This is a genomic window from Halomonas sp. 11-S5 (assembly GCF_029889825.1).
Classification (GTDB): Bacteria; Pseudomonadota; Gammaproteobacteria; order Pseudomonadales; family Halomonadaceae; genus Halomonas.
This window is the reverse complement of record NZ_JARANW010000011.1, coordinates 87,138-99,132: the sequence shown is the minus strand read 5'-3', so window position 1 is coordinate 99,132 and position 11,995 is coordinate 87,138. Positions and strand designations below refer to the sequence as shown.

General features: G+C 67.7%; 9 protein-coding genes. 5 read left to right on the top strand and 4 right to left on the bottom strand.

Annotated features, from left to right (window positions below; translation table 11 throughout):
* The first annotated feature begins 218 nt into the window (after positions 1–218).
* On the top strand, positions 219–1,181 hold the full coding sequence (egtD, locus tag OP497_RS10010) for an L-histidine N(alpha)-methyltransferase (protein ID WP_280548069.1): 963 nt from the start codon (positions 219–221) through the stop codon (positions 1,179–1,181).
* 30 nt (positions 1,182–1,211) lie between these two features.
* On the opposite strand, the gene OP497_RS10005 is transcribed toward egtD, so the two are convergent.
* The 4 genes from OP497_RS10005 to OP497_RS09990 all read right to left on the bottom strand — a co-directional run bounded on the left by OP497_RS10005 (position 1,212) and on the right by OP497_RS09990 (position 6,800).
* A complete protein-coding gene (locus tag OP497_RS10005; RefSeq protein ID WP_280548068.1) occupies positions 1,212–4,313 on the bottom strand; it encodes a molybdopterin dinucleotide binding domain-containing protein in 3,102 nt (1,033 codons plus the stop codon).
* Positions 4,306–5,499 carry an NrfD/PsrC family molybdoenzyme membrane anchor subunit gene (gene nrfD, locus OP497_RS10000; RefSeq protein ID WP_280548067.1) on the bottom strand — a complete coding sequence of 398 codons (1,194 nt, stop codon included), beginning with the start codon at positions 5,497–5,499 and terminating at the stop codon, positions 4,306–4,308. The genes OP497_RS10005 and nrfD overlap by 8 nt, the downstream gene beginning before the upstream one ends.
* A complete protein-coding gene (gene dsrO / locus OP497_RS09995) occupies positions 5,483–6,259 on the bottom strand; it encodes a sulfate reduction electron transfer complex DsrMKJOP subunit DsrO (protein WP_280548065.1) in 777 nt (258 codons plus the stop codon). The genes nrfD and dsrO overlap by 17 nt, the downstream gene beginning before the upstream one ends.
* A 262-nt stretch (positions 6,260–6,521) precedes the next feature.
* Complete coding sequence (locus OP497_RS09990; protein ID WP_280548064.1) at positions 6,522–6,800, bottom strand: XRE family transcriptional regulator; 279 nt, start codon at positions 6,798–6,800, stop codon at positions 6,522–6,524.
* A gap of 219 nt (positions 6,801–7,019) precedes the next feature.
* Here OP497_RS09990 and lhgO point away from each other — a divergent pair, with 219 nt between their 5' ends.
* The 4 genes from lhgO (at position 7,020) to OP497_RS09970 (ending at position 11,925) form a co-directional block, all read left to right on the top strand.
* A complete protein-coding gene (gene lhgO, locus OP497_RS09985) occupies positions 7,020–8,216 on the top strand; it encodes an L-2-hydroxyglutarate oxidase (protein ID WP_280548063.1) in 1,197 nt (398 codons plus the stop codon).
* Between the two features lie 162 nt (positions 8,217–8,378).
* Positions 8,379–9,338: a TAXI family TRAP transporter solute-binding subunit gene (locus tag OP497_RS09980; protein ID WP_280548062.1), complete on the top strand. Its 960-nt coding sequence runs from the start codon at positions 8,379–8,381 to the stop codon at positions 9,336–9,338.
* A gap of 6 nt (positions 9,339–9,344) precedes the next feature.
* Complete coding sequence (locus OP497_RS09975; RefSeq protein ID WP_280548061.1) at positions 9,345–9,887, top strand: DUF1850 domain-containing protein; 543 nt, start codon at positions 9,345–9,347, stop codon at positions 9,885–9,887.
* A gap of 22 nt (positions 9,888–9,909) precedes the next feature.
* On the top strand, positions 9,910–11,925 hold the full coding sequence (locus OP497_RS09970) for a TRAP transporter fused permease subunit (RefSeq protein ID WP_280548060.1): 2,016 nt from the start codon (positions 9,910–9,912) through the stop codon (positions 11,923–11,925).
* The last annotated feature ends 70 nt before the right edge of the window (positions 11,926–11,995 follow it).

Sequence of the window (11,995 nt, the reverse complement as noted above, 5' to 3'; positions counted from 1 at the left end):
GCGAGAACCGGTCTTTCGGCCAACTTCATTCGATCTGATTCGTTAAATAGCGGGCTATTCGCCTCATCAGATCGATAAACTTGTCTCGAAATCCGTCTCTCTCGCTACGATTGGTCAAACCCGACAGGCTCCTAGAGGCAAATCGGTGACGCGACGCCATCCCGGCGGTCGCCGTGGTGCCGGCTTCTGCCAGAACCGTTCGCCAGCGAGGGGCCTCGATGTCCACAGCCGTACACTTCCATGACCAGCATGTCGAGGGCGCGGGGGGCACCTTTCGCGACGACGTGATCCAGGGGCTCGGCGCCACGCCCAAGGCCCTCTCGCCCAAGTACTTCTACGACGAGCGGGGCTCGCGGCTCTTCGAGGCCATCTGCGAGCAGCCGGAGTACTACCTGACGCGCACCGAGGAGGGCATCCTGGCCGGCGCCGCCGCGGAGATCGCGGCGCTGGTGGGCCCGGGCGCGCTGATGGTCGAGCTCGGCAGCGGCGCCAGCCGCAAGGTCCGGCTGCTGCTGGAGGCGATGCGCCCCCGCCGCTACCTGGGCATGGACATCTCCCGCGACTTCCTGCTGAAGAGCACCCGTCGCCTGGCGGCGGACTATCCGTGGCTGGAGGTGCATGCCGCCTGGGGGGATTTCTCGCGTCGCCTGGCGCTGCCGTCGGGCGTCGAGGGGCGACGGATGGTGGCCTTCTTCCCCGGCTCGAGCATCGGCAACTTCACGCCGGCCGAGGCCGAGGCCTTCCTCTCCCGGCTGCGTCGGGCCCTGCCGCCGGGCAGCGGGGTGCTGGTCGGCGTCGACCTGGTCAAGGAGCGAGGCCTACTGGAGGCGGCCTACAACGACGCTGCCGGCGTCACGGCGGCCTTCAACCTCAACCTGCTCGAGCGCATGCGCCGCGATCTGGGGGCCGCGGTCGAAGTGGATGCCTTCCAGCACCGGGCCTTCTTCAATGCGCCGGCATCGCGCATCGAGATGCACCTGGTCAGCCGGCAGCGCCAGGCCATCATCCTCGAGGGGCAGCGCTTCGTCTTCGAGGAAGGCGAGGCGCTGCATACCGAGAATTCCTGCAAGTACAGCGTGGCGGGCTTCCAGGCCCTGGCGGCGCGTGCCGGTTACCGGTCAGGCGCCGTCTGGTGCGATGACCAGGCGCTGTTCAGCGTGCACTACCTGGCGAACGACTAGCCGCTCGACGGGGCCGGACAGCGCGACCCGTCAGGCCTCCAGCCGGGTCACGCGGATCGGCAGGCCCTGGCGCACGGCGGCGCCGCTGATGGGCTCGAGCCAGGTGCCGGCCACCCGGCGGGTCGGGTCCCTGAAGCCCAGGTCATTGAGGCGGACCCCGGCGCGCAGCCATTCGAGGTCCGGCTGGGACTCGCCGTCTATCACGTGGGGGGTGGCCCCCAGGTCACGGTGGCCGTAGCCGTGCTCGATGCCCAGGGCCCCCGGCATCACCCCCTCGCCGACCAGCGCCAGGGCGACCACGCTGCCGCCGGGGCTCTCGATGCGGATGGTATCGCCGTGCTGGATGCCGAAGCGCTCGGCGTCCTGGCGATGCATCATCACCGGGTTGTAGGGCTTGATCATGCGCAGCCGCTCGAGGCCGATGGCGTAGGAGTTCATCAGGTTCGACTTGAACGAGAACGCCAGCAGCGGCCACTCCTCCTCGGTGAACACCTCGCGCATGGCGCGGCCATCGGCCAGCGGCGGCAGGCCGTGGCAGGGCACGCCGCGGTTGTGCTGACCGCTCTGGGTGTTGATGCTGGTACCCACCTGCTCATTGTAGATACACAGGGTGCGCTTCCAGGCGCTGGTCAGCTTATCGCCCTTGAAGTGGTCCTTGAAATCCTCGAATCGGCCGCCGCGGGCATAGAGGTAGGCCACCGGCCCGCGCTCTTCGGGCTTGAGGGTGCGCGAAAGCTTTGGCAGCAGCGGCGCCAGGCCGGCGTGGGCGATATCGCTCTCGTCGACGTCGGGCAACGGCTCGCCCTGCATGGCCACGTTGGCGGCGGCGCGCAGGAAGAAGTCCTCGGCGCGGTTCAGCGGGTGCAGCTTGCCCTCGGCGTCGGGGATCGCTCCCTCGCCGAAGCCGGGCAGCCCCAGGCGCTTGGCCGTGGCGATGAAGAAGCTCTCCATGGAGACCGGCTCGCCTTCCTCGGTCTTCTGCTGGCGCGGCTCAACCACCGGCCAGCAGGCGGTGGTCATCTTGCCCAGGGTGCCCTTCCAGGCGCTGGTGAAGCCCCACACCTCGTACATCACCGAGTCCGGTACGATGTAGTCGGCGTAGCGGTTGGTCTCGTTGAGGAAGCCGTCGATGGCCACATACAACCCCAGGCGCTTGGGATCCTTGAGCTTGTCGGCGATCAGCGCCTCCAGACCAGCCTGGCCGTAGATGGGGTTGGCCATGCAGCCGATCACCGCCTTGATCGGGTAGGGGTAGCCGTCCAGTGCCGAGGGCAGGTGCTCGGTGAGGGTGGGCGGCGCCAGGGAGCGCCACGGTGCCCGCGCCGGGTAGGGGTTCTCGCCGGCGGCCACCTTGCGCTGGTACTCGGAGGATTTCTCGTAGGGGAAGCGCGAGCGGGAGAGGAAGATCCCCTGGGGGCCGCGCTTGCCGGGGAAGTTCGCCAGGTCGTAGCGGGGGCCTTCGCCCACGCCGTTGAACTGGCCGCCGCCGGGGGCGCTGCCGCCCTTGCGGTTGTGGTTGCCGGCCAGCACGTTGAGCATCTGCACCGCAAAGGCGGCGTAGAAGCCGTTGCCGGACATCATGCCGCCGTGGCAGTTGACCACGGCGCGGCGGCCGTGGCTGGCGTAGCGCCGGGCCAGCTCGACGATGGGCTTCTCGGGGATACCGCAGTGCTCGGCATAGTCGGCCAGGCTGTGCTCGTGGGCCGCCTCGCGCAGCAGTGTCATGCTGCTTTTGACGCGCACCGTGTCGCCATCGGCAAGCTCCACCTCGCGGTCGACGAACAACTCGGCGACCATTACCGTGTCGCTCGCCACCAGCTCGCCGTCGGCGACCACCATGGGCAGGTCATTCTCGCTGTCGGCTTCGGCCTGGTCCAAGTCGCTGGCGCGCAGGAAGCGGCCACGGCGCGGGTGGCCTTCGCTGTCGATCACCAGGTGGGTGGCATTGGTGTGGGTGGTCTCGTCGGCGGCGTCCGCGGCGGGCTGGCCGGGCAGCGCCAGGAAGTCCTTCGCGTAACCCTCGTTGTCGAGCAGCCACTGGATCACGGCCATGGCGAAGGCGCTGTCGGTGCCCGGGCGGATCGGCACCCAGCGGTTGCGGTCGGTGGCGTGGGAGACCGAGGCGTTGAGGCCCGGGTCCACCACCACGTACTCCAGGGTGCCGGCGGCACGTGCCTGGGCGATCAGCCGCCCCTGGCGCTTGAAGGGGTTGCCGGCCTGGCTGGGTGCACAGCCGATGTACATGATGAAGCGCGCGTTCTGGATGTCCGGCTTGACGTGGGCGAACTTCTTCATGTCGTTCATCACCGCGCCGGAGCCCATGCGGAAGGCCAGTCCGCAGTAGGAGCCGTGGTGGCCGTAGTTGCGGGTGCCGAAGGCGTTGAAGGTGAAACGCTTGAGCAGCGCCGAGCGGCCGTAGTCGGTGGCCTCCATCACCATCAGCTGGTTGGCCTTGGGGCCGTACTCGGGGTTCTCCGGGTCGATGGGGGTGTCGACATCGTGGATGGCACGCAGCCCGTCCACCTGGCCCTCGCCGAACAGGTCGCCGCCCTCACAGATCTCCTCGATGACCTGCTCGAAGGGCACTTTCTGCCATTCACGGCCGCCGCGCCCACCGACCCGCTTGAGGCAGTGGGTGACGCGGAAGGGGCTATCGATCTGCGCCATCATGGCGTTGCCCCGGGCGCAGGCGGTGGAGCGGTTCTGCTGACCCTGGTCGCCATAGGCGCTCAGCCCGCGCAGGGCATCGGCCACCGGGGTACGCATGGGCAGGTGCTCGTCGGCGGAAAGCGGGTTGTACGGGTTGCCGGCGACGCGCAGCACCTGGTCGGTGTCGTTGTCGATACGCACCCGCACGCCGCACTTGGTGGTGCAGCCGTAGCAGACGGTGAAGGCGAGGCGCTGGTCCGGGTTGAGGGTCAGCTCGCCGCTCTGCGGGTCGACGGTGTATTCCGGCGCCAGTGAGTTGCCGTGGATGCGGTGCTCGGGTTTTTCGCCGGCGCTGCCGGTGACCCCCTTGCCCATCTTGAGCAGCGGGTCGGCGTAGCCGGCGGCGAAGGTGGCGGCACCGCCGGCGGCGACGGCACCTTTCATGAAGCGACGGCGTGAGGTATCGACAGGGAACTTAGCCATGGCCGGGGGCTCCTTCAGTGGTTTCCGCAGCGCTCTGGGCGTCGGGTTGTGCGGGGGGAATGTCGGCGGCACTGCCGCCCTGGCGGGCCTGGCGCCACGGCACGAAGAGATCGATCAGCAGGATGGCGGCGAGCCACAGGCCGAAGGTGCCGACGATGCCCAGGATGCCGGAGGAGCCAGCGGGAATGCCGTAGTGGTGGAAGCCGGCACTGTTGCGGGCGATGGTCTGCACGTCCATCAACACCACCCAGCGGAACATCCAGCCCACGTGCAGGGCCACCAGGCCCAGCACCCAGGCCCAGGTATAGAGTGCCGGGCGACGCGCGGCGGGGCGGGTGAGCAGGTAGAGCACGGCGCCGAACAGGGCCACGCCGGTGAGGCCACCCCACAAGGCGGTGCTGCGCCACTCGGCGCTGTCGCGCACCGACTCCATGGCCGCGGCCACCGAGCCGACGTTGGCGTTGATGCCGTCGAGGAACCAGCTGCCGGCGGCGATGCCGGCCACCAGGCAGGCGCCCAGCATCACCTTGAGCATCTGCCTGTTGATCGCAGTGCTGCGCTCGCCGGCCACGCGGTTGAGCACCAGGATCAGGCCGGTGGCGGCGATAAAGCCGGTGGCCACGAACATCGGCGGTAGCCACAGGGTGTGCCACAGTGGGCGGGCCTTGACGATGGCCACCTCGGCGCCGGTGTAGAGCATGATGCCGGTGGAGAGGGCCAGGGTGCCCAGGCCCACCAGCACCAGCAGGGCGCGCGGGGTAGGGGAGTTGCCCAGCGACAGCCAGCGGGCAATGAAGCCGGCGATGCCGGGCGCCTGACGATGGGCCTGCAGCGCCGGGCGCCAGGCCAGCCAGGCCAGCACGATTACGCCTACCACGTATAGCGGCAGGATCAGGCTGCCGATGGACATCCATGAGTGGCTGTTGGCGTAGGCGTAGAAGTGCCAGAAGCGCAGCGGCTGGTGCAGGTCGGCGAGCAGCGCCACCGGGGCCACCAGGGTGGTGGTCAGGCAGGCGAGCAGGGCCAGGCGTGCGGTAGGCAACCAGGCCTTCTTGCCGAACACCAGCGCCGGGGCGGCCAGCCACAGGGTGGCGTAGGAGAGGGCGATCAGGAAAAAGTACTGCACTGCCCAGGGGTACCAGGCGATGTCGTAGCGCGGGGCGAGCAGCTCAATGGCGGAATTCATAGCCCATCTCCTTGCCGTGGGGGTCGAGGACGTCCAGGGCCACCGGCGCGGCGTCGGGGCGAGTGACGAAGCGCTCGTCCATGCCGAGGTAGAAGACCTGGGGCCGGGTGTTCTTCTCGGGCTGCAGCACCATCAGATTATTGCGGTGCTCGGCGATCATGCGGCTGATCTGGCTCTCGGGGTCGCGCATGTCGCCGATGATCCGCGCGCCGCCCACGCAGCTCTCCACGCAGGCTGGCAGTAGGCCCGCCTCCAGGCGGTGGGCGCAGAAGGTGCACTTGTCGGCGGTCTGGGTGCGCTCGTTGATGAAGCGGGCATCGTAGGGGCAGGCGTTGACGCAGTAGGCGCAGCCCACGCAGCGGTCGCTGTCGACCACCACGATGCCGTCCTGGCGCTGGTAGGTGGCCTCCACCGGACAGACCGGCACGCAGGGCGGGTTCTCGCAGTGGTTGCAGAGCCTCGGCAGCATGAAGGTGGCGACCTCACCGGTCTCCTGGTGCTCCACCTCGTACTGGGCAACGGTGGTGCGAAAGCTGCCCAGCGGGGCGGCGTTCTCGATATGGCACGACACGGTGCAGGCCTGGCAGCCGATGCACTGGCGTAGGTCGATGAGCATGCCGTAGCGCTTGCTGGGATCGCCTTCACGGCGGGGTGGCTGCTGGTTGATGCCGGCGCTGGCGACGCTCGAGAGCGGCACCATCGCGGCGCCCGCGCTGAGGCGGGCCAGCTGGCCGAGAAGGGAACGGCGAATGGGGTCCATGGCGCCTCCGGTGGCCTGGGTGGGGCGGGGTTGCCGCCTGACGGGTCAAGGTTGATACCGGAAGGCTACCTGCGACCAAGGTCTAGGCATTTGATGTCGATCAAGGGATTGTTAGTAATCTCTTAATCCTGGCGTAATGTTAGTGCAAGTCATTGAGTTTAAAAGGTTTTAAGGATGCCTGGCGGGCAAGAAAAAACGCCCCGCCTGCAGGGCGGAGCGTTCGCTGTTCGTCATCGTGCCGGCCTCCCGCGGGAGGGAGTGATCAGGGCGGTGAATTGCTCGGGTCGATGGTGCGGTAGACCAGGCGCAGCTCGTCGATGGAGAGGTGCTCCAGCTTCCCCGAGAGGAGGTCGCTGATCTTCTGCATCGGCAGACCGGCGCGGCGGGCGATTTCCTTGCTGCCCAGGTCCGACACGGCGATCAGCCGCGTGATGATGCGCATGAGGCGTGACCGTTTTTCCAGGTCCCTGACATCGAGGTCAGGGCAGCTTCGCGGGGGGTCGGTGAGTTCCGCGTGGGCGGTGTGACGTGCCGTGCTCATGATGCTCCAGTGGGCGGTTTCGACAGCCACACTATGGGGGCTATCCGGCGTTTTTGCCAGTATCGATTCGGTGATTCTTTGGTGTTATTCGAGGCCTCATGCCAAGACTCTGCGCAACCCGCGCCAGGTCTGACGCGTCGTGACTCGATCGACGGGTTAGACTGACGAGGCCACGCCGTGACGACGGCATGGCCGTCTCATTGGAGGAGCGAGGACGGCATGTACGATTTCATCATCATCGGTGGCGGCATCCTGGGCATGTCCACCGCCATGCAGCTCAAGCAGGCCTATCCGGATCGCCGCATGCTGGTGGTGGAGAAGGAGGGCGAGGCGGCGTGCCACCAGACTGGCCACAACAGCGGCGTGATCCACGCCGGTGTCTATTACACGCCGGGCAGCCTCAAAGCGCGCTTCTGCCTGGCGGGCAACCGGGCCACCAAGGCTTTCTGCGAGGCCCACGCCATCCCCTATGACAGCTGCGGCAAGCTGCTGGTGGCCACCAATGACCTGGAGATGCAGCGCATGCAGGCGCTGTGGGAGCGCACCGAGGCCAATGGCCTGGAGCGCGAGTGGCTGGGGCCCGAGGCGCTCGCCGAGCGAGAACCCAACATCACCGGGCTCGGCGGCATCTTCGTGCCCTCCAGCGGCATCGTCGACTACGCCGCGGTGACCCGGGCCATGGCCGCCGAGTTCGAGCGGATGGGCGGCGAGATCCGCTTCGGGGCGGAGGTCACCGCCCTGGAGGAGCGACGCCAGGAGGTGGTAGTGACCACCGGCGCCGGCGAGTTCGCCGGGCGCTATCTCGTGACCTGCTCGGGGCTGATGGCCGACCGGGTGGTGCGCATGCTGGGCCAGGATCCCGGCTTCACCATCTGCCCCTTCCGCGGCGAGTACTATCGGCTGCCCGAGCAGCACAACGACATCGTCAACCACCTCATCTATCCGATTCCGGATCCCTCCATGCCCTTCCTGGGCGTGCACCTGACGCGGATGATCGACGGCTCGGTCACCGTGGGCCCCAATGCGGTGCTGGCCTTCAAGCGCGAGGGCTACCGCCGGCGTGACGTGTCGCTCGGCGACATGGCGCGGATGTTCAGCGACCCGGGCATCCTCCGGGTGCTGGGTCGCAACCTGAAACCGGGCCTCACCGAGATGAAGAACTCGCTGCACAAGCGCGGCTACCTCGAGCTGGTGCGCAAGTACTGCCCGAGCCTGGACCTGGAGGACCTGGGCCCCTATCCGGCCGGCGTGCGCGCCCAGGCGGTGTCCCGCGATGGCAAGCTGGTGGATGACTTCCTGTTCGTCAACACGCCGCGCACCGTCAACGTGGGCAATGCCCCGTCGCCGGCGGCCACCTCGGCTATTCCCATCGGTGCCCATATCGTCGACAAGGTGAAGGCGCTGGTCGAGGAGTGAGTCCAGGATTCGACCTTGGGTGAATTGCCGAAAATCTCGGGGAACGTAGAAATAGTAGCATTGGGTTCTCACGCTGCGCCCGTGCTAGCGTGAGGTGAGGCGCCATGGATGCCGGCGCCGAGACAATTCACAACAAACCTGTTCCAGGACTGGAGGATTGCCATGCGATTCCTGAAGTACGCCGCTGCCGCCACGCTGATGGCCACGGCCCCCCTGGCTGCCGCGCAGCAGCTCTCCGTCGCCACCGGCGGTACCGGCGGCACCTACTATCCCTACGGGGGTGGCCTGGCCGAGATGATCGGCAAGCACATCGAGGGCTACGACGCCGTGGCCGAGGTGACCGGCGCCTCGGTGGAGAACATGGGGCTGGTGTGGCGGGGGGATTCCGACCTCGCCCTGGCACTGGCCGACACCGTCTATCAGGCCTACAACGGCACCGGCGACTTCGAGGGACGCCAGCTGGAGAACATCCGTGCGCTGGCCTCCATCTACCCCAACGCCGTGCAGATCGTCACCCTGGCCGATTCCGGCATCGAGTCGCTCTCCGACCTCGAGGGCAAGACGGTCTCCGTGGGCGCCCCGGGCAGTGGTACCGAGGTCAACGCCCAGACCCTGCTCGAGGCCAACGGCATCACCTATGACGACTTCGACCCGCGGCGCCTGAATTTCAACGAGACCGCCGATGCCATCCGCGACGGCGACATCGACGCCGGCTTCTGGAGCGTAGGCCCGCCCACCAGCTCGATCATGAACCTGGCCACCACCCGCGACATCCGCCTGGTCGGCCTGACCGACGAGGAGGTCGCCAAGGCCAAGCAGGCCGAGCCCGTGTTCGCTGCCTACACGCTGAAGGCGGGCCTCTACGAGGGCATGGACGAGGCGGTACAGAGCATCGGCATCCCCAACGTGCTGGCGGTGAGCAGCGAGATGGACGAGGAGCTGGCCTACCAGATTACCAAGGTGCTCTTCGAGTACACCGACGAGCTGATCGCCATCCACCCGGCGGCCAACGACACCACCGTGGAGTTCAGCGTGGAGTCGACTCCGATCGCCTTCCATCCGGGTGCGCTGCGCTACTACGAGGAAGTGGGTGCCGAGATCGCCGATCATCAGCGTCCCTGACGCGCCATGCGCACATCACGCCTGATCGCGGGGCGGGCCTGGCTGCCCGCCCTGCTGCTTTGTGTGGGACTTGCGGCCGGCGATCCGGCGGCCGGCGATCCGGCGGACGGCGATCCGGCGGCCGGCAGCCCGGCGGTCGCGGCCGACCAGGCCCGGCTGGAGGTGCTGGACGCCGATGGCGAGCGCCTGGTGAGCCTGCCGATGCCCGAGGGGGAGGGCTGGTGCCTGGAGTGGAACCACTCGGTGGAGGGGTTCGCGGTGCTGGACTGCTATCGCCATCGGCAGGGTCGCATGGTCCTGACGCGCAGCCACCTGCCCGACTTCGCCGCGGGGCTGGACCATATCCCCGGGCGCGGCCGCCAGGTCTCCGACGGCGAGGGCGGCTACTGGATCGAGGCGATCGACGAGCCGGTGCCGGGCAACGCCTACCGATTGCGGGTAGGCGCCATGCGCGTGAATCACCGCCTGGTAGTGGACGGCGAGCGCATCAGCTTGAGTCGCCTGGCCGAGAACCAGCCGGTAACCGTCCGCCTCACACCCCCTGAATGAACCACGACCCTGGGATAATCACATGAGCGATTCGGGCACCTCCCCCATCATTCCCGGCAGCCAGGCGAACCATTCCCGCCCGGTGCTGTGGCTGATCACCCTGGTGGCGGTGGGGCTATCGCTGTTCCAGCTCTACTCCGCGGGCATCCAGCCGCTGGGCCTCTTCTATCAGCGCAGCATCCACCTGATGCTGATCATGATGATGGCCTTCCTGATGTTCCCGTTGCTGGGGCCGAAGCATGGTCGCGGGCCTATCAGCGGACTGGTCGACGCAGTCTTCCTCGGCGGGGCGCTGATCACCGGCGGCTACCTGGTGCTCTTTCTCGACGAGATCATCAACCGTGCCGGCTTCTGGAGCCAGGCCGATATCGTGGTCGGCTGCATCGCCACCGTCACCGTGCTCGAGGCAGCGCGCCGGGCGGTGGGCCTGGGCATGACCATCATCGGGATGGTCGCCATCCTCTACGCCTTCGCCGGCCCGCGCGGCGAGCTGCCGTGGCTCGGCCAGTTCCTGCCCGGCATCCTCGAGCACCGCGGCTACAACCTGGACCGCCTGGTGGGCCAGCTCTACCTGGGCCAGGAGGGCATCTTCGGCCTTCCGCTGGGCGTGGCGGCCACCTACATCTTCATCTTCGTGCTGTTCGGCGCCTTCCTGGAGATCACCGGCGCGGGCAAGTTCTTCATCGACCTGGCCTATGCCGCCACCGGTCGCCAGCGCGGCGGCCCGGCCAAGGCGGCGGTCATCGCCTCGGCGGGCATGGGCTCGATCTCCGGCAGCGCCATGGCCAACGTGGTGACCACCGGGGCGTTCACCATCCCGCTGATGAAGCGCCTGGGCTACAAGCCGGCTCAGGCCGGCGGCATCGAAGCGGCGGCCTCCACCGGCGGGCAGATCATGCCGCCGCTGATGGGTGCCGGGGCCTTCCTGATCGCCGAGTACACCCGGATGCCCTACCTCGAGGTGGTCAAGGTCAGCATCCTGCCGGCCATCATGTACTTCGCCACCGTCTATCTCTTCGTCCACATCATCGCCCTCAAGCAGGGCATGCAGGGCATACCGCGCTCGGAGCTGCCCCAGATGCGCGACGTCATGGGGGCCGGTTGGCACTTCCTGCTGCCACTGCTGGTGCTGGTGTGGCTGCTGGTGATGAACATGTCACCCATGCGGGTGGGCTACTACGCCATCCTCACCATGCTGGCCGTGGCGGTGGCGCGCTTCGCGGTGTGGTTCCTGTTCATCGCGCCACGCGAGGGCCAGAGGGTGACCGCGGAGACCCTGCGCGAGGCGCTGAAGGCCGGGCTGGTCAAGCTGGTCGGCGGCCTGGAGCTGGGCGCGCGCAATGCTGTGGCCGTCTCCATGGCCTGCGCCGTGGCCGGCGTGATCGTCGGCGTGGTGGGTCTGACGGGTCTGGGGCTCAAGTTCTCCTCGATGATGATGGCCTTCTCCGGCGGCAACCTGCTGCTGGCGCTGGTGATGGTGCTGCTGGCCAGTCTGGTGCTGGGCATGGGCCTGCCGGTCACGGCCAGCTACATCGTGCTGATCGTGCTGGTGGGGCCGGCGCTGACCACCGAATTCGGCGTGCCGCTGCTGATCGCCCACCTGGTGGTGTTCTGGTACTCCCAGGACTCCAACGTCACGCCGCCCATTGCGCTGGCCGGTTTCGCCGGCGCGGCAATCGCCGGTGCCAAGCCCATGGAGACCGGCTTTCAGGCCTGGAAGTTCGCCAAGGGCCTCTACCTGATCCCGCTGTTCATGGTCTACAACCCGGAGATCATCATGGGGGGGTCGGTGCCGGTGCTGGTATGGACTGCCTTCATCGGCTTCCTGGCCCTGGGGGCCTTCGCCACTTCCCTGGAAGGCTTCCTCTTCACCTGGATGTCCTGGCCGGTGCGCCTGGTACTGCTGCCGGCAATCGTCGCAGCCTTCTACCCCGGCCTGATGGTGGAAGTGGCCGGGGTGATGGTGATGGTGCTGGCGCTGGCCGGAAACTGGCTGGCCAGCCGCCGTGAGGCGGGGCTGTCCGAGCGGTCAAGATGACGGTGCAGGTCCGCAGCTTTAGAATGTGTGGCTTTCCTTTCCGCACTCTTTACCTACCGTACTGAGGCAG